Source organism: Ferruginibacter sp. (assembly GCF_014377975.1).
GTDB lineage: Bacteria > Bacteroidota > Bacteroidia > Chitinophagales > Chitinophagaceae > Ferruginibacter.
Genome location: NZ_JACMOO010000032.1, coordinates 1 through 19,346 on the forward strand (window position 1 = coordinate 1; position 19,346 = coordinate 19,346).

The 19,346-nt window shown below is 39.1% G+C and carries 11 protein-coding genes; 8 read left to right on the forward strand and 3 right to left on the reverse strand.

Annotation, left to right across the window (positions count from 1 at the left end):
- Window positions 1-592 precede the first annotated feature (592 nt).
- The 5 genes from H7254_RS02050 to H7254_RS02070 all read left to right on the forward strand — a co-directional run bounded on the left by H7254_RS02050 (window position 593) and on the right by H7254_RS02070 (window position 8,223).
- Window positions 593-1,189 (forward strand): hypothetical protein, encoded by a 597-nt coding sequence (locus H7254_RS02050; protein WP_301931403.1) that lies wholly within the window; start codon window positions 593-595, stop codon window positions 1,187-1,189.
- Between the two features lie 337 nt (window positions 1,190-1,526).
- A complete protein-coding gene (locus H7254_RS02055) occupies window positions 1,527-2,528 on the forward strand; it encodes a 4-hydroxyproline epimerase (protein ID WP_301931404.1) in 1,002 nt (333 codons plus the stop codon).
- A 59-nt stretch (window positions 2,529-2,587) separates the two neighbouring features.
- Window positions 2,588-4,549: a glycoside hydrolase family 127 protein gene (locus H7254_RS02060; protein WP_301931405.1), complete on the forward strand. Its 1,962-nt coding sequence runs from the start codon at window positions 2,588-2,590 to the stop codon at window positions 4,547-4,549.
- A gap of 43 nt (window positions 4,550-4,592) precedes the next feature.
- Window positions 4,593-6,947 (forward strand): glycoside hydrolase family 127 protein, encoded by a 2,355-nt coding sequence (locus tag H7254_RS02065; RefSeq protein ID WP_301931406.1) that lies wholly within the window; start codon window positions 4,593-4,595, stop codon window positions 6,945-6,947.
- 31 nt (window positions 6,948-6,978) lie between these two features.
- The gene (locus tag H7254_RS02070; RefSeq protein ID WP_301931407.1) at window positions 6,979-8,223 is read left to right on the forward strand and encodes an FAD-binding oxidoreductase; all 1,245 of its coding nucleotides are present in this window, start codon (window positions 6,979-6,981) and stop codon (window positions 8,221-8,223) included.
- 60 nt (window positions 8,224-8,283) lie between these two features.
- Here the strand turns inward: H7254_RS02070 and H7254_RS02075 are convergent, their stop codons facing one another.
- Window positions 8,284-11,403, reverse strand: coding sequence for a hypothetical protein (locus tag H7254_RS02075; RefSeq protein ID WP_301931408.1), 3,120 nt, complete (start codon window positions 11,401-11,403; stop codon window positions 8,284-8,286).
- Window positions 11,404-11,975: 572 nt separating this feature from the next.
- Between H7254_RS02075 and H7254_RS02080 the strand changes: the two genes are divergently transcribed.
- Both H7254_RS02080 and H7254_RS02085 read left to right on the forward strand, forming a co-directional pair.
- Window positions 11,976-12,227, forward strand: a complete 252-nt coding sequence (locus H7254_RS02080) for a hypothetical protein (protein WP_301931409.1) — start codon at window positions 11,976-11,978, stop codon at window positions 12,225-12,227.
- Between the two features lie 501 nt (window positions 12,228-12,728).
- Window positions 12,729-13,298 carry a fasciclin domain-containing protein gene (locus H7254_RS02085; protein ID WP_301920757.1) on the forward strand — a complete coding sequence of 190 codons (570 nt, stop codon included), beginning with the start codon at window positions 12,729-12,731 and terminating at the stop codon, window positions 13,296-13,298.
- A 148-nt stretch (window positions 13,299-13,446) separates the two neighbouring features.
- On the opposite strand, the gene H7254_RS02090 is transcribed toward H7254_RS02085, so the two are convergent.
- Complete coding sequence (locus H7254_RS02090) at window positions 13,447-15,378, reverse strand: sodium:solute symporter family protein (protein WP_301931410.1); 1,932 nt, start codon at window positions 15,376-15,378, stop codon at window positions 13,447-13,449.
- A gap of 329 nt (window positions 15,379-15,707) precedes the next feature.
- Here H7254_RS02090 and H7254_RS02095 point away from each other — a divergent pair, with 329 nt between their 5' ends.
- Complete coding sequence (locus H7254_RS02095; RefSeq protein ID WP_301931411.1) at window positions 15,708-17,090, forward strand: GH1 family beta-glucosidase; 1,383 nt, start codon at window positions 15,708-15,710, stop codon at window positions 17,088-17,090.
- A gap of 46 nt (window positions 17,091-17,136) precedes the next feature.
- Here H7254_RS02095 and H7254_RS02100 read toward each other — a convergent pair whose 3' ends face one another.
- A complete protein-coding gene (locus H7254_RS02100; RefSeq protein WP_301931412.1) occupies window positions 17,137-19,326 on the reverse strand; it encodes a penicillin acylase family protein in 2,190 nt (729 codons plus the stop codon).
- Window positions 19,327-19,346 lie beyond the last annotated feature (20 nt).

The window sequence follows — 19,346 nt, forward strand, 5'->3', positions numbered from 1 at the left end:
ACCATTTTTCAAATAGCACCAATATTAAAAAAGCAGGCATGGCAAAAAGCAAAATCTTTCCGTACTGTTCCATAGCATAAATTTACAAAACGTTCTGTAAGAACTTTGCTAAAGTTTAAATTATTTTGGCAATCAAACAACTTTGGCAAAGTTTAAATTATTTTGGCAGTCAAACAACTTTGGCAAAGTGGCAAAAGCTTGGTAGATTAATTTAAATCAGCTTTGCCAAAGTTTAAATTACTTTGGAAATCGACCAACTTTGGCAAAGTTTCAAAAGCTTGGTAGATTAATTGAAATCAACTTTGCCAAAGTTTAAATTACTTTGGCAATCGACCAACTTTGGCAAAGTGGCAAAAGCTTGGTAGATTAATTGAAATCAGCTTTGCCAAAGTTTAAATTATTTTGGCAATCGACCAACTTTGGCAAAGTGGCAAAAGCTTGGTAGATTAATTGAAATCAGCTTTGCCAAAGTTTAAATCATTTTGGCAATCGACCAACTTTGGCAAAGTTTCAAAAGCTTGGTAGATTAATTGAAATCAACTTTGCCAAAGTTTATATGTTCAAAGTTTAAAAACTTTAATTAAATTGAACTATGATTCCCGGAGAAAAATATCATTTATTCAACCATGCCAACGGGAAAGAAAATCTTTTTGCTGAACAAAAAAATTATACTTTTTTTCTACAGCGATTGGCGCAACATATTTTACCTGTTTGCAAATTATATAGCTATTGTTTGATGCCAAATCATTTTCACCTCGTTTTGCAGGTACGCTTTAATGAAGAGCTTCAAAAACTTTGGCAAAAGCAAGAATATTCCCCTGTATTATCACCAAAACAACTGGAGCTTAAAATCAGCAAAACATTTTCAAACTTTTTCAGTAGCTATACCCAATCTTTTAACAAGGTATACAACCGCATGGGAAGTATGTTTATACCCAGTATGAAAACGCAACTCATCGAAGACAATATCACCTTTTGCAAACAGGTTCATTATACCCATACCAATCCGGTACATCATGGGTTTACCAAAAAAATGGAAGATTGGCCGCATAGTTCTTATAAAAGATTTTTTAGTAAAAGCCCTACAAAATTGGAAAAAGAATATGTCTTGGAAGCGTTCGGTGGACTGGATGCATTTATTAAATATCATCAGCAAACCATTGATTTAAAATTTATATTTTTGGAATAGCAAAAGGGAACTTTGGCAAAGCTTCAAAATTTTTGGCGGTTGTTTAAAATCAACTTTGCCAAAGTTTAAAACTTCGCAACTTTGGCAAACCTTCAAAATTTTTGAAGGTTATTTGAAATCAACTTTGTCAAAGTTTAAAACTTCGCAACTTTGGCAAAGCTTCAAAATTTTTGAAGGTTATTTGAAATCAACTTTGTCAAAGTTTAAAACTTCGCAACTTTGGCAAAGCTTCAAAATTTTTGAAGGTTATTTGAAATCAACTTTGCCAAAGTTTATAACTAAGGCAAAGTTTAAAAGTTGCACCTTTTAAAGCATGCTTTTACGAATTTACATTAGTATGAAACAAACATTTATTTGTATAGATGCCCACACTTGCGGCAATCCCGTTCGCCTTGTAAAAGAAGGTGGCCCGGAATTAATTGGTAATACAATGAGTGAAAAGCGGCAACATTTTCTAAAAGAATACGACTGGATAAGGAAAGGTCTGATGTTTGAACCCCGCGGTCATGACATGATGAGTGGAAGCATTTTATACCCACCACACGATGTTCAGAATGATGTGGCCGTGTTGTTTATAGAAACCAGTGGCTGTCTGCCCATGTGCGGCCATGGTACCATTGGCACCATCACGATCGCTATTGAAGAAGGATTAATCAAACCAAAAATACCGGGTATTGTAAAAATGGAAGCACCTGCCGGTCTGGTAGAAATTTCATATAAAGAAGAAAATGGAAAAGTGAAATCTGTGAAGCTGATCAATGTTCCTTCTTACCTGGCAGCAACAGAGGTAACGGTGGAGTGCCCTGATTTGGGAGAGTTGGTGATAGACGTATCCTATGGCGGAAATTTTTATGCCATCGTTGATGTACAGAAAAATTTTAAGGGTCTTGAAAATTATACGGCTGATAAATTAATAAGCTGGTCGAGGGAATTAAGAAAACGCATCAATCAAAAATATTCTTTTGTGCATCCGGAGAATGATACCATTAACGGCTGTAGCCATATTCTTTGGACAGGTGCGGTTTTGGATCAATCATCCACTGCGAGAAATGCTGTTTTTTATGGCGACAAAGCAATCGACCGAAGCCCTTGCGGCACTGGTACTTCCGCCCGTATGGCGCAATGGTATGCTAAAGGAAAATTAAGAAAAGGCGATTTGTTTATACATGAAAGTATCATTGGCAGTAAATTTATTGGCACCATTGAAGAAGAATTATTGGTTGCCGGTAACCCAGCCATTCGTCCCGGTATTGAAGGATGGGCCAGGATTTACGGACAAAATGCCATTACGATAGACGATGCGGATGACCCTTATGCTTTTGGTTTCCAGGTTTTATAAGCTGCTGCACAGAATTGATTTTTTAAAATAAATGTTAATCAAAAAATAAAATTCAGGGTATGAAAACACATCTTTTGCTAATAGTAATTCTTTTTCAATCGTTAGCTGTACTTGCGCAAACGGGGTTAGATAAGATTGAATTTATTAATTTTTCCAAAGTAAATATTACCGATGATTTCTGGAAACCAAAGATTGATAAAGTGGCAACGGTAACTATACCAGTATGCATTGATCAGACAGAATTTAAAACACCCCGCATCCGGAATTTTGAAAAAGTAGCCCGTAAAAAAGGAGAGAAGCATGAAGGTATTTTTTATGATGACAGCGACGTATATAAAGCGTTGGAAGCAATGGCATATTCGTTAAAAACACATCCAAACCCGGCGCTGGAAGCCAAAGCAGATGAATGGATTAATAAGATTGCTGCAGCTCAGCAACCTGATGGTTATCTCAATACTTTTTATACATTGAACGAACCTCAAAACCGCTACACCGACATGAGTATGCATGAGGACTACAATGCGGGACACATGATTGAAGCCGCAGTGGCATATTACAATGTTACCGGTAAACAAAAATTATTAGACGTGGCCATCAAATGGGCCAATCATTTTGACTCTTTATTTGGACCCGCAAAAAAGCACTGGGTTACCGGCCATGAAGAACTTGAACTTGCGTTGGTGAAATTATATAAAACAACCAACGACGAAAAGTATCTTAAATTATCGAATTGGTTGCTGGAAGAAAGAGGCCATGGCTATGCAAAAGGCTATACCTGGACAGACTGGAAAGACACCGGTTATGCGCAGGATTTAAAACCAATAAAAGACCAGACAGAGATTACCGGCCATGCAGTAAGAGCCATGTATTTATATTCTGGTGCGGCAGATGTGGCAGCACTTACCGGCAACAGTGATTATCTGAAGGCCATGAAAAATGTGTGGGAAGATGTGGTGTTTAGAAATATGTACATCACCGGTGGTATTGGTAGCAGCGGCGGTAACGAAGGCTTTAGCAATGATTATGATTTGCCCAATGAAAATGCGTATTGTGAAACCTGTGCCAGCGTAGGAATGGTTTTTTGGAACCAACGTATGAATGCCTTAACCGGCGAGAGCATGTACATGGACGTACTGGAAAAGAGTTTATATAACGGAGCATTGGATGGATTATCACTGGAAGGCGATCATTTTTTTTATGGTAATCCTTTGGCTTCGTTAGGAAAAAATAGCCGAAGGGAATGGTTTGGTACCGCCTGTTGCCCGGCCAATATTGCAAGGCTGGTGGCATCTCTGGGTAATTATATTTATGCCAGCAACAATAGCAATATCTGGATCAACTTATTTGTAGGCAGCAATACATCTATTGCTTTGCCCAAAGGAAATGTGGATATAAAAATGGAGACAGATTATCCATGGAACGGCAATGTAAAGCTACAGGTAAGTGCGGCCAAAAAAATAAAATTTGCAATGCATATTCGTATTCCAGGTTGGGCTAAAGATATTCCGGCACCAGGCGGTTTGTATCATTTTGCAGACAGTTCTTCTTCCAAAACGACCATTAAAGTAAATGGACTTCCTGTTGTATATACAGAAGAAAAAGGCTATGCAATCATTGACAGGGAATGGAAAAAGAATGATTTAGTAGAAGTGAAAATTCCGATGGAGATTAAAAAAATTATATCAAGGGATGAACTGAAGCAAAACAACGACCGGGTTGCTTTACAACGTGGGCCCTTGGTGTATTGCTTTGAAGGAGCCGATAACAATGGCAAAGCATGGAATATTATTTTACCAAACAGTGCTTCATTCGCAACAGAACCCTACAATGTAAAAAGCGAAAAAGTAATAGCGCTGAATGCGATGCTTCCGGTACTTAGCATTAATGCAGATGGAACAGCTTTAAATACCGTAGAACAAAAAGTTACAGCCATCCCTTATTATACCTGGTGCAACCGTGGCAGCAACCAAATGCAGGTTTGGCTGCCAACTAAAATGAAAGATGTGAAAATTAATAACTAGTAAGCTTCATTTTTATCCTCTGGTGATCATTTAAAAAAAAGATATGAAAAAATATTTATTGATCCCGCTTTTGTTGTGGACGTTTACATCTTTTGCCCAGTCTTATGTTCCTCAAAAAAATAACAGTCACCTAAAAGTAAAGCCTGTGGTGGATTTGCAGGCGTATGCCTTTGATTTGCGAGATGTGAAGTTATTGGATGGAAGCCCTTTTAAAAATGCCATGGACAAAGACGCGGCGTATTTACTGGTATTAAAGCCAGACAGGTTATTATACAGATTTTACCAAAATGCTGGCTTGCCAATCAAAGATTCTATCTATGGAGGATGGGAAAACCAGGGCTTGTCAGGACATACGCTTGGGCATTATCTTTCCGCTGCTTCGATGATGTTTATTTCAACCGGTAACAATGAATTTAAAAAAAGGATCGATTATATCGTACATGAACTGGCACGTTGCCAACAGGCAAGAAAGACGGGCTATGTAGGTGCTATACCCAATGAAGATTCTATCTTTGGTAATGTGGAAAAAGGCCAGATAAAAACCAGTGGCTTTGATATGAACGGTGGATGGAGCCCCTGGTATACTGTACATAAAGTAATGGCTGGTTTGTGTGATGCGTATTTGTATTGCGATAATAAGGAAGCACTGAAAGTTGTTACCGGAATGGCAGACTGGACCTTTAATATAGTTAATCCTTTGCCGGATTCGTTGCGGTTAAAAATGCTCAACTGCGAGTATGGGGGCATGAATGATGTACTGGCTAATCTATACGCCTTCACCGGAAATAAAAAATATCTAGACCTTTCTTATAAATTTAAAGATGAATTTATCATGGGCAATCTTGCAAAGCAAATCGATCCCATGGCAGGCAAACACAGCAATACCAATGTTCCGAAAGCAATTGGTGCTGCCAATCAATATGAATTAACCAACAGCCAAAGCGAAAAAACAATTGCAACATTTTTCTGGAATACCATCGTGCATCACCACAGTTATGTAATCGGCGGCAATAGTAATTACGAATATTGTGGACAGGCCGATCAACTGAATGACCGCTTAAGCGACAACACCTGCGAAACCTGCAACACGTATAATATGCTGAAGTTAACAAGGCATTTATTCGCCTGGCAACCTTCATCCACATACATGGATTATTACGAACGGGCCTTGTACAATCACATTTTAGCATCGCAGAATCCGGAGGATGGCATGATGTGTTATTTTGTTCCGCTTAGGCAGGGCACACATAAAATATTCAGCGATTCTTTCAACACTTTTACCTGTTGTGTGGGCAGTGGAATGGAAAATCATTCCAAGTATGCAGAGAGTATTTATGCAGAAGGAAAAGATGGAAGTTTGTTTGTAAACCTTTTTATTCCTTCTCAATTAAACTGGAAAGAAAAAAAGGTGGCGATTCAACAACAAAATTTTATTCCTGAAACGAACCAGGTTAAACTAAAAATTATTTCTAAAGTACCTTCTTTATTTACATTAAAAATCCGTAAACCGGCCTGGTGCAAAACCAATGCAGTAATTGTAGTAAATGACAAGCCAATTAAAACAGAAACAGATGCCAATGGTTACTTAACGAGCAGAAGGCACTGGGCAAACAATGATGTGGTAACGGTTGATTTGGCAATGGATATTTATACCGAATCGATGCCAGATAATAAAGACAGGATAGCTATATTATATGGCCCCGTAGTATTGGCAGCGGCGCTCGGAACTTCCATGCCAGACCCAGTGTACGGTACTCCTGTATTGCTGACAGATAATAAAAATCCGGTAAATTGGGTGCGGCGTGTTGCCAATAAACCGCTCGTGTTTGAAACAAAAAATATTGGTAAACCCAACGATGTGCAGCTGATTCCTTTTTATAAAATGTACAATCAGTATTACAGTGTGTACTTTGATTACTTTACCAATGCTGCATTTGCAGAAAGGCAAACAACTTATGAAGCAGAGAAGGAAGCGCAACAGCAAATGGAGAAAAAAACAATTGACGTTTTTCGCATTGGTGAAATGCAGCCTGAAAGAGATCATCATTTATTTGCTACAGAAAGAAGCTATACAGATGAAGCCATTGGCAGGATGGGCCGGGAAGCAAGAAGCCAAAATTATTTTTCGTTTGATATGAAAGTGATTCCGGGTATTGCCAATAATTTGTTGCTAACTTTAATAGGAGACGACAAAGATAGAAAATTCGATATTTTTATGGATGGAATTTTATTGGCGACACAGGATTGGAACGGAGGAGTTACGTCTAAATTTTATGATAAACTTTATCCAATACCTGCTGATTTAATAAAAGATAAAACATTGGTTAAAATAAAGATTGCTGCCAATTACGAAAAAACGGCCGGACGAATTTTCGGAGTCCGGATATTGAAAGATTAAAAATTTATTTTGATTAATAATTAATTACTTTATGAAAGACATTACCATCGTTGGCGGCGGTATCATCGGTTTGTGCAGCGCTTATTATTTAAACAGGGAAGGGTACAAGATAAATATTATAGAACGCGGCGATCTGTCTAACGGCTGTTCATTTGGTAACATGGGCTATATTTCACCCAGTCATTTTGTACCATTGGCCAGCCCAGGTATTATTTCGCAGGGATTAAAATGGATGTTAAGTCCCACATCTCCCTTTTACATCAAACCCAGGCTGAACCTTGATTTAATGCAATGGGGCTATCATTTTTGGAAAAGCAGCACTACAGCAATGGTTCAAAAAAACAGCCCGCATTTAAATGATATTTTGCAAATGAGCCGTGGTTTAATGAATGATTTAACGGCCGACCTCGGGAATACTTTTGAAATGGAAGGAAAAGGTTGCCTGATGATGTGCAAGCAACAAAAAACACTCGACCATGAATTTCATTTAGCGGATGAAGCAGAAAAATTTGGATTAAATGTAGAACGTTTAACAAGGGATGCAGTGCAAAAATTGGAGCCAGATATTGAACTGGATGTGGCGGGGGCAGTGCTTTTTAAAGAGGATGCCCATTTGAACCCAGGTAAGTTAATGAGCGCTCTAAAAACTTATCTTGAAAAATCCGGCGTGCAATTTCAATTGAATACAACCGTTACCGGATTTGAAAAAATAAATAATTCAATTACCTCAGTAATTACAGATAAAGGCACTTTTCACTGTAGTGAACTTATATTGGCAGCCGGAAGCTGGCTGCCAATAGTAGCGAAAATGATGGATATCCGGTTATTATTACAACCTGGTAAAGGCTATAGCTACACTTACAAACATGTAGAAAATAATGTAAAATATCCGGCCATACTGGTAGATGGAAGATGTGCCATTACGCCCTGGGGACAACAGTTAAGAATTGGTGGTACAATGGAAATAAGCGGGATCAACAATAAAATATTAGTGAAAAGGATGCAGGGTGTGTATGATTCTGCAAAAAGATTTTATCCCGGATTAAAAATAGAATTTCCACCTGCAGATAAAATATGGAGTGGACTAAGACCAGTAACACCAGACGGCTTGCCATACATTGACCGGGCCGAAAAATATAATAATGTACTTATTGCGGGTGGCCATGCAATGCTGGGTATATCCGAAGCAACCGGAACGGGCAGACTGGTTACTGACATCATTCAACACAAAACGAGTGATATTGATGTGAGTGCATTTAGACTTAACCGTTTTTGATAAATCAATAAAATAAAAGGGCTTATACTAAAATACCGGCCCTTTTATTTTTGGTTCATTTTATTCCTGCTCTTTCCTGGGTGCAATCACCGGTACTGCTTTATCCCTGATCAATTTGTTTAATTCAACCACGTCAATATCCATCAATTGCTTCAATTTTTTTAGTTGAATATCAGCCATTGCACTCAGGTCATTATAGGCTTGCTTTAGCTGCGCAGTGGGGGCGTTGTAGCCACTGTTTGCGTAATTGAACAAACCGCCTATTTTGTCGTTTAAACGAATGGGATAATTCAACACATCCTGCCCGCTCTTTGATTTTGTTTGATACAACGCCTCTTCAATTACCGTTAACTGCTTATTAATGGTATCGCCTTTTTCTTTTATTTCTTTCGGTAAATCTTTTCCCTGGCGTTCCGAAAAACCATTTATTTGTGTACGCATATCACGGATATTTTTAATGGCTTTTTGTATTTCACTAAATTTATCCCGGATGGTGATCAGTGTAGTAAACTGGTCTTCATATTCCTGTTGCGTTACTTTATAAGTTGGGTTTGCCAGGATCGTAAACGGTTGTATGGTGGAATCATTCCCTGCTTTTACCTTTACAAAATACTGGCCTGGTGCAGCTTTTGGGCCACCTGCAGATCCGTTCCATAAAATCATTCCATCTATTTTTTCTGCTTCAGCATAATGCATGTTCCATATAAACTGGTTCATGCCTTTAATGATTTCTATCTGGTCTTTTTTCTCCTTGGCATCGGTTGCGAATGTTTTTATTTCTTTTTTATTTTTATCCAGGATGGTGATACTACCTTTAATGCTATCAATAAAATCTTTAACAAAATAATTGATTACCGAGCCATTGGGAGGATTGGTACCTGCATTTTTTGCATTGATATTAACTGAGCCATCTCTGCGGTAAGCATCATTTACGGGCAATACATAAAAATTTTTGTTGAGCGTTGCGGGATCAAATTGCTGTATGGGTGTAAGATCATCAATGGCCCAGAAAGCACGCCCCTGGGTAGCAACGATTAAATCATTGTTTTTAATGGTAAGATCTGTAATGGGAACAATGGGTAAATTTAACTGAAACGGGCGCCAGTTAGCACCATCATTGTAACTGATGTACATTCCGTATTCAGTACCTGCATATAATAATCCTGCCCGCTTTTTATCTGCACGAAGTGTTCTTGCAAAATGCATAGCAGGAATGCCATTGGTAATTTCTTTCCAGGTTTTACCATAATCTTCCGTTTTAAAAATATAAGGTTTAAAATCATCCAGCTTGTATTTAGTGCCCACAATATAAGCAGCACCTTTTTTAAAAGGATCAGCGTCTATACAGTTCCACATCATCCACTTGCCTGCTGCCGGTGGCGTTACTTCGCTCCAGTTTTTACCGCCATCCTTACTCACATTAACGCGGCCGTCATCACTGCCAGTCCACAATAAATCTTTTTCATACGGGCTTTCCAATGCTGTAAAAATGGTGCAGTAATATTCAACAGAGGTATTGTCCTGCGTAATAGGGCCACCACTGCTGCGTTGTTTGGTTGTATCATTGGTGGTAAGGTCAGGGCTGATCATTTCCCAGGTTTGTCCTTCATTTTCTGTTACAAATAAATTTTGTGCACACACATACAGCCGCTTAGGATTGTGCGGTGAAAAGAAGATGGGGAAGTTCCATTGAAAGCGGTATTTCATGGAGATTACACCTGCACCCATTGGGTTATCCGGGTACACACTGATGGCCCGGTTTTCACCGGTTTTATGATCATAGCGACTCAGGTAGCCATCATAATTTCCACCATACACCACGTCAGGATTAAGCGGATCAGCGACCACGTATCCACTTTCTGCACCTGCTGTCGGGCTCCAGTCAGCGGTAGTTATTTGATCTCCGTCGCTTGCACTTAATATTCTTACTGTACTGTTGTCTTGCTGTGCTCCTAAAATCCGGTAAGGAAAATGATTGTCTGTTGAAACCCGGTATATCTGAGCCGTCGGCTGGTTTTCGTACGTACTCCAGTTTGCGCCGGCGTCAAAACTAACTTGCGCTCCGCCGTCATCTGCCACAATCATCCTGCGGGCATCTTCGGGGTCAATCCAAAGATCGTGGTGATCGCTATGCGGTGTGCTGATGGTTTGTTTAAATGTTTTGCCTCCATCAATACTACGATACATACCTACGTTCAATGCATAAATGATATTTTCATTTTTTGTATCGGCAAATATTTTACTAAAGTACCATGCACGCTGGCAGATATTGGCATCGTCTGTTTGTTTTTCCCAGGTATTGCCACCATCATCACTGCGGTACAAACCACGGCTCTTGCATTCAATGAGGGCATACACTCTATCAGGATTTACCGCACTCACTGTAAAGCCAATATTACCAATGATTTCTTTTTTAGGCATGCCTTTTTTATCCATCAGACTTGCCCAGGTTTCACCACCATCTGTACTCTTCCACAATGCACTTCCAGGGCCACCACTTTCCAGGCTGTAAGCGGTACGGCCAATGTTCCAGGTACTGGCATACAGTACGTTTGGATTACCAGGTTCCATCACCAATTCTGCTGCACCTGCGTTGGCATTGGCAAATAAAACCTTGCGCCAGGTTTTTCCTCCATCCATCGTTTTATATACTCCACGATCCTGACTTGGGCCAAACAAATGGCCAATTACGGATGCCCAGACAATATCCGGATTTTTTGGATGAACAATGATGCGGCCGAAATGCCTTGCGTTTTTAAGACCAATATTTTTCCAGCTGCGGCCGCCATCTTCACTCTTCCACATGCCATTGATACCTTCACTCACATTGCCCCGCAACGTGTTTTCTCCTTGGCCGGCATACAATATACTTTCGTCACTGGGTGCTACTGCTACAGCTCCAATGCTGCCACCAAATGTTTTATCGCTTATATTTTTCCAATTGCTGCCACCATCAGTGGTTTTCCACACGCCTCCCCCCGCTGAGCCAAAGAAAAAGGTATTTTTATTTTTATAACTTCCTGCTACGGTACCGCTTCTACCTCCGCGGAAAGGCCCTATTTGCCTGTATTTTACCTTGCCAAATAAAATAGAATCTGTAGCCGCAAACGATATTTTTTCTTTTTGTGCTGATGCAAAAAATACAGCCAGTATTGCTGTGGCCGAAAGCAGTAGTTTCATAGAAGAAATGATTTTGTTGAAATTGGAAATTACGACAAACAGCTGACACTTTTTGTTTGTGTGAGGGTATTTCCAAATGTCGCACCTTTAGCTGCGGTTCTGAAATACGTTTTGGTTAGCTCAATTATTTTACTTCATTGTTCATTTTTTTATTCGCCCAATACTCAGCAAATTTTGAGCTCTTTCAACTGTTTATTTTTGTCCCGGTAATTTCATCCGTTTTTGTACAAGCTGGTGATGGTTGATCTGGCGTGAACATGTGAAAGCAATTCAGCATGAAAACTGTAGCTATTGAGCTTTTTGCCGTTACAGAATAAATGGAAGGTTTATTCACTAACAACTTTTAGGTTTTAAGATGGAGAAACCAATTTCTGTCAATGTATTAAAATATGCTTTTAAAACGACGAGAATCCTTATAGTCAATAGATTTTGGTTTTATGGGTGGTAGATGTGCATTCCTTCATATTGGTGCCGTAAACTATAGATTCTCTGTCTTATTCTTCTTTTTTCTGCCATAATTTATTTTAAAGAAAATATCTTTTTCTTTATTGGTATAAGCCTGGAAACAGCCTATGATAAAAACAGCGAAACGCCTCTGCCGTAATTTATCTGACGAAGATTTTAGCGATCATATCAACACCCGGATTATTCGCCTTGGTGATGATAAAATCACCGATAAAATGGTGATAGCCACTGACCCAGGTGATATAATGAATCCATACGCCAAGGCTATGGAAAAGCTTTGCGGTATTTGCAATGGAAGCTCCGGTAAAGGTGTAACATGTTACCATTTGTGCCAGGTAACAGCAACCAATTTAAAATAGGATAAAGTAGCATCACTTATATTGTGAAACATTTTCAGACAAAGAAAGAAGGCTATATCAGTAGCACCCAAAAAATAATGGAAGCCATCAATAAGATAATAGCAAAAACCGCTACAGCAGGCACCTGAGCAATTGACCGAGGTGGCAACTGCAATGAAATTATTATTATATTTAAATCGACTCTTTAACAAGAAAGGTAAAACTTTTGCAACTTTATCACTTAATAATCTGGCACTATTTTTTGATTATTTTTTCCCGGATTTTTATTTCCATCGATAGAAAAAGCCATATCCTTATTCCCAATATTTTCTGTAAAAAACTTTTTTTACAACCTCCATTTGTTATTACTGTTTCATCAATGTAGCATTTAATCAACTAATACCTTAACATCCGTTAATTTTTTAGTGAACAGAAATATTTTTTTGTAAATTATAAATCCGCCTTTCTTCACGCCCCGTACATCACTCAAATAAATTAAAAAATCTAACACAAAATTTAAAAATGAAAAAGATTAAAACATTATTGGTTGTAGCAACAGCAGCTTTATTAACGCAGATTTCGTTTGCACAAACAAAGAGTATGTCCAAAGAAAAAACTGTAATGGTTGGCGGCGCTGCCATGTATCCATCTAAAGACATTGTTACCAATGCGGTAAATAGTAAAGATCATACCACATTGGTAGCGGCTGTAAAAGCTGCCGGTCTTGTTGAAACCTTGCAAAGTGCAGGACCCTTCACGGTTTTTGCACCAACCAATGAGGCATTTGATTTATTGCCCGCAGGTACTGTGACTACTTTATTAGAACCAAAAAATAAAGAAATGCTGGCAGGCATATTAACTTATCATGTTGTAGCAGGAAAAGTTAGTGCAGCTGATCTGGTAAAAATGATTAAAGAAGGTAATGGCATGGCAACACTTTTAACAGTTGCCGGTGGTAAATTAACCGCAATGATGGCAGGTAAAAAGATAGCAATAAAAGATGAAAAAGGCGGTGTTGCTTATGTAACTATTGCAGATGTAAATCAAAGCAATGGCGTTATACATGTAATAGACCATGTATTGCTTCCATAATAGAAGTACTTTTCAATGATAGATTAAATGGTGATGCAGTCCGGTTTTCGGGCTGCATTTTTTATGGATAGTATAAATTTATATCTACTCATAAAAAAAGACAGCGAAATAATTGCTGTCTGGGTGTCGGGGCTGTTAATAAGGGTCATTAAAAATCTTTTAAACGGTTCCACCACGTACGTTTCATTACCAAAAATATTATGGCAGTTAAAGCCAGCACAATACCCAATCCTGTCCATTGGTTTAAGATGAGGTACATGGGTACCAGCATTAATAAAATTTGTCCTGCCATACCCAGACCTATATTGAGTATATTGATGGGAAGATTTTTATTAGCTTTAAAATCAGGGTCTTCGGCAACCGCCATTTCGTGTATTGGTTTCCAAAAACCCCAGGGCCTTACATTTTTATAAAAGGTAAGCAAAGTGAGCGTATCAGTAGCAGGAGCGCTATAAGTGCCAATGATGCAGGCGATGAATTGGATTATAATAAACAGCGGAAAAAAATACAACATCCTGGTACCATCAAAGTAGGTGGTGATGCCGGTTACGCTAAGCAGCGGCGGGATAGCACTTACAATAATACCAGCCAGCATACCATAAAAAAAGCCGTTGGCATTAAAGCGCCACCAGTACCATTTTAATACATTGGCGCTAACAAAACCACCATATAAACCCGCGGTAATGATGTTAAAAATCATGTTTACATCTTTAATGAGCAGGCCCAGTCCGATACCAAAAATTACCATCACAATACCACTCAGATAACTCATAGCAATTACTTTTTTACGGGTAGCTGCGGGGTTAAAATACTTAAGGTAAATATCGTTTACAATATAGGCCTGCCCTGCATTTAAGGTTCCGCTAAAATTGCTCATAAAGGCGCCTAGAAATCCGGCCAGTACTAATCCGATCAATCCCACGGGTAAAAATTTACTGATTACAGCAGGCATGATATTTTCAAAATTTAATAACCCATCGCTGCCATTGTGCAAGTCAAGATCCTTAAAATATAAAATACCCAATACACAAAGCCCCATCGTCATAAAATATCTTACCGGCATCAATATCACCGAAATAAAACCGCTCATTTTACTGGCTTCTTCGGGATTTTTTGTACTCAATATTTTTTGACAATCGTAGTTAGGTGCAGGGCCCGCCAGGCTTTTCATTATGCCGCTAAACAACATCATCCCCATAATGGCAGAAAATAACTGGTAGCCATCTTTTTCTAATTTAATTTTTGCATCGGTTAATTTATTGGTCCAGTCCAGGCCAAGGTTCATCCCAAAAAACGGGGAGTCCCAGCTTTTTGGAACCCTGTCTAACACATTTACTCCGGTGGCACTTAAATGCCGCATGGCAATGGTACCTACAAACAGGGAGCAAATAATCATGATCATATATTTGATCACATCCGCCAGTACAATACCATGCATGCCACCAAGAATGCTATAGATCATTGCAACCAAACAGATAGTTACGCCATAAAATTGTGCGGTACTATGTTTGGAGATTTCCAACGCCAACCGGTATTGATCATTGCCAGTCGCAAAAGCTGTTTCACCGTGACTGAGAAATGGAAAAATATTTTTGATGCGCTCGTAAGGAATAAATATTTGTAAAAATTCACCTACGCCTACAAAGGCATAAGCCATATAACCGATGCATAAAATAAGCGCAAAGGCCACCACTACTTTATGGCTTTCCCCAACACCCCGATCCGTAAGCCCAAAGCGGGTTTTCAGCCATTCAGCACCGGTGGTGGCATTGCTTCGGCGCAACCAGCGGCTTAAAAAAACCATTAAAAAAATCTGGTTAAAGATGGGCCACATCCAGGGAATCCATACACTTTTAAAGCCGTATAAAAATGCCATGCTAACCAGCAGCATCGTGCCGCTGATATCGAACATATCACTGGCATCGCTTAAGCCCAAAGCATACCAGGGTAAAGATTTGCCGGCCATCAGGTAGGCATCTTTACTTTTCTTTGACCGGTTTTTCATGTAAAAACCAAGAAATATCATCAAGGCAAAATAGGCAAGAATAATCAGCAGGTCAATCGTTGAAAGAATATACATTATTTTGTTTTAGACATCGCTTAAAAATGTTACCGTTGCGGACGGTTTAATATGAATGTATTAAGTAAAACATTATTTTTCAATTAACAATATTTTAGACAACTTGTGTTTAAATGTGCTCAACAAAAACTAAAAAAGTATCAGTATTCAAAATAATGCAAATGCGTTTTTTAAATATAAAGCTTCTGTAAATTAAAAAAATATTTAGTAAAATTATTTTAGCTGCTAATAAAGCAGCTGTGTAGATAAAAAATATAATTGCTATAACCTGGCGATTTGTTTACTGGTTTTAAAAAACCGGTTTTTTAAAAAATTAAAAATATAGCAACATGACACAGCAATTTCCGGCAAACTTTATCTGGGGTAGCGCTACCTCCGCTTATCAGGTAGAAGGGGCCTGGAATCAGGATGGAAAAGGACCATCGATCTGGGATGTTTTTTGTTTAATTCCCGGTAAAGTGCAAAGTGGAGATACAGGAGAAATCGCCTGCGACCATTATCATCGTATATCCGCAGATGTTGCGCTGATGAAAACCATGGGTTTAAAAGCTTACCGGTTTTCCATTGCCTGGGCACGCATACTTCCTGCTGGCCGTGGTGTTGTAAATGTGCAAGGGATTAATTTTTATAACAAACTGATTGATGAATTACTGGCTGCAGGTATTGAACCATGGGTAACATTGTATCATTGGGATTTACCTGCTGCATTAGAGTTTGAAATAGATGGATGGCTGGGCAATGAAATAGCAACTGTTTTTGCGGAATATGCAGAAGTGTGTTTTACGCATTTTGGCAACCGGGTAAAAAACTGGATTACCATCAACGAAGCATGGGTGGTTGCTATTTTAGGATATGGGCATGGGGTATTTGCGCCGGGTAAAAAATCGAACGACCTGCCTTATTTGGCGGCACATAATTTATTACTGGCACATGCGCAGGCAGTGAATGTATACAGGACCAAATTTCAAAAACAGCAAAAAGGTTTTATCGGCATTACAAATAATTGCGACTGGCGGGAACCGTTAACGGATAGTGTTGCAGATAAGGAGGCTGCACAAAGAGCACTGGAGTTTTTCTTAGCATGGTTTGCCGATCCGGTGTATAAAGGAGACTATCCTGCAGTGATGAAAGAGCGATTGGGCAATCGTTTACCAACGTTTACACAAGAACAAAAAATGTTGCTCAAAGGTTCTTCTGATTTTTTTGGATTGAACCACTATACTACTATGTATGCATCCGACGCAACAAATAATAAAGAATTGGAAAGTGTATACGGCAACGGGGGACTTTCAGAAGACCAGGACGTAAACCTGAGTGTTGACGGAGCCTGGAAACTAACGGCTATGCAATGGGCGATTGTGCCCTGGGGTTGTAAAAAATTATTGCAATGGATTGAAGAGCGATATGACAATCCCAACATTTTTATTACGGAAAATGGCGGCGCATTTGATGATAAATTAATTGACGGACAAGTAAACGATGTTGACAGAATAGACTTCTTTAAAGGGTATATCACCGCCATTGGTGAAGCAATTGATGCGGGCGTAAATGTAAAAGGATATTTTATCTGGTCGCTGCTGGATAACTTTGAATGGGCCAGCGGCTATTCAAAAAAATTTGGAATTCATGCTGTTGAAAAAGATAGTATGAACCGTATAGCCAAAGCATCTGCGCTATGGTACAGAGATGTGATTACTAACAATGCCGTGTAAACGCGGCTTTACTGTAACTGTAAATTATAATAAACTGCCGCCATACTCATTCACCGGGATGATATATTTTTTCGAAATGCTTTTTAATATCTTCCGGGTAAAACAAAACATCTTTAAACTGTCCATGAGTGTACATTTCAGCCTGGTCTTTAAAATGTTTTGACGAAGGGTCACCGCTTTGTCCACCTGCGAGTAGGGATTTTGCTTTTACTGTTTTACCAAATTCTACGGCACAGATAAAGCTATTGCCGCTTACGCCATAACGCTTTTTACTGCCCGCAAAATACCTGCTGTTGTAGGAAGGTAGTTGTCCCCAGAGGGCAGATGCAAATCCCATTGGAATGCTTGGTAAATTATCGTTGTATTGATCGGGCATTTCATCCGTAACACGTTGAAAACGGTTGATGGTTCCCCAGGGTATCTGCCAACTGCCAAATTTGATATTGAGTTCATTTACTACCTCCAGCAATGCAGGTAATAACTGTTCGGCGGAAGCGGTTGCAGCAAAATTTTTGGTGCCTTGCACCTGGTCAGTTTCTCCTTCACCTGTATATATTTTCTGAATACGTTTATCTAATTTTTGCGCCCATTCCACGGCAAGCGTTGTAGCCACAGATTGTTCGCCGGAATGATAATCCCAGCTTTTTAAAATAGCAACCGGTTCTTTCAATAGTTTGTAAACGGTATCGCCCGAAGCAAGATTTTTTTCAAAAGAATTTACCAATGCCGGTACTAAAACTTCAAAGGCAGCGAGGTAGGTATCGTAGCCTTTTGCAATCACTTTATCCAGCGTATATTTTTTTTCTGTGCCTAAAATTCTAACTGCATTTACACCCCTGAAATTTTCTCCGTCGGGCGCCATATAAGCCGGGTAATTTTCTTTTTTCGGACTGTTATTACCGGCAACAGAAAAAGGAGTAGAGTTACAATTTTGCAGCCAGCCATTGGCTGGATTGAACAAGTGAACAATATCTTTTTGCTCATGCAATCCTTTCCATTCTGTTGCCGAAGTGCTGCCATCCACCGGCATTGCCCAGTTTAATGTTTTATCTCTTACCGGTATAAAATTACCATGCCAGTAAGCAATATTTCCTTTGTCGTCTGCATATACGGTATTGTTACTGGTATTGCCTTTCAGATCCATTACTTTTTTATAGCCCTCAAAATTAACCACCTTGGTACGCAGCCAGCTTTGCTGCAAACTAATAGCTGAACGGTTAAAGGATTTAAGGCTGATCCATTTGTTATTGCGCATTGCCATCACCGGCCCGTGGTGCGTAAAATATGCCTGGATTATTTTCGTTTTCAGTTGGCCCTTCTCTGCAAAACGCAACACCATTTTCTTTTGAATAACTGGCTTTAACTCGCGATTGTATTCGTAAAAAAGTTTTTTATTTTTAGTGACTATTTTTTCTTCATATAAGTCGGCTACGTCTACACTGCTGCTGGTATGCATCCATCCACAATGTTCATTAAATCCCTGGTATACAAAAAACTGTCCCCAGGTAACGGCACCGTACACATTCAATCCTTCCGTGCTGGTAACCTGCACTTCGGGCCTGAAATAAAAAGTTACATGGGGATTGATATATAAAATTGCATTGCCCGATTCTGTTACTGAGGGGCCAAATGCAAATCCATTGGAACCAGTTTGCTGATCTGGATCTTTTGCAACAGCGACTGCTTTAAATTTTTCTCCTCCATAAAAATTTTTTAAATCAGCGGTCGAAATATCCGCAGTATTAATTGCTCCAATACTTCCATCCGTCCACAATAATGGATACCAGGGCTGAAAGCGAAATATCATTTGTGGCTTTACCTGTGGGTTTTTATACAGATAGTAATTGATGCCATCTGCATACGCATTCAATAATTTTTTCAACCAGGGTCTGGCGGCATTGTAGTCTTTTTTTGCATCCGCAGAATCTATCAATAATTGCAGCAATAAGTCATCATATAAAACAGCTTCGCCTTTTACTTCTGCCATCCTACCCAGTTTTTCAATATAATTTAATTCTACTCGTTTAAAATCATCCTCGCACTGTGCATACAATAAACCAAAAACGGCATCTGCATCTGTTTTACCGGTAATGTGCGGAATACCCCAATTGTCTCTTATAATAGAAACTTGGTTAGCCTGGTGTTGCCAGCGGCTGATTTCTTTTGCGGAAAATTTCTGGGCCAATAATTGTACTGGAAACAGTAACAACAGCAGCAGTAATTTATTTACAGGCATGCGTTTATTTTTTGGTAAAG

Bases quoted from the DNA above. Each gene is read 5' to 3' on its own strand.
- H7254_RS02050 (WP_301931403.1), top strand. From the start codon at position 593: ATGATTCCCGGAGAAAAATATCATTTATTCAACCATGCCAACGGGAAA.
- H7254_RS02055 (WP_301931404.1), top strand. From the start codon at position 1,527: ATGAAACAAACATTTATTTGTATAGATGCCCACACTTGCGGCAATCCC.
- H7254_RS02060 (WP_301931405.1), top strand. From the start codon at position 2,588: ATGAAAACACATCTTTTGCTAATAGTAATTCTTTTTCAATCGTTAGCT.
- H7254_RS02065 (WP_301931406.1), top strand. From the start codon at position 4,593: ATGAAAAAATATTTATTGATCCCGCTTTTGTTGTGGACGTTTACATCT.
- H7254_RS02070 (WP_301931407.1), top strand. From the start codon at position 6,979: ATGAAAGACATTACCATCGTTGGCGGCGGTATCATCGGTTTGTGCAGC.
- H7254_RS02075 (WP_301931408.1), bottom strand. From the start codon at position 11,403: ATGAAACTACTGCTTTCGGCCACAGCAATACTGGCTGTATTTTTTGCA.
- H7254_RS02080 (WP_301931409.1), top strand. From the start codon at position 11,976: ATGATAAAAACAGCGAAACGCCTCTGCCGTAATTTATCTGACGAAGAT.
- H7254_RS02085 (WP_301920757.1), top strand. From the start codon at position 12,729: ATGAAAAAGATTAAAACATTATTGGTTGTAGCAACAGCAGCTTTATTA.
- H7254_RS02090 (WP_301931410.1), bottom strand. From the start codon at position 15,378: ATGTATATTCTTTCAACGATTGACCTGCTGATTATTCTTGCCTATTTT.
- H7254_RS02095 (WP_301931411.1), top strand. From the start codon at position 15,708: ATGACACAGCAATTTCCGGCAAACTTTATCTGGGGTAGCGCTACCTCC.
- H7254_RS02100 (WP_301931412.1), bottom strand. From the start codon at position 19,326: ATGCCTGTAAATAAATTACTGCTGCTGTTGTTACTGTTTCCAGTACAA.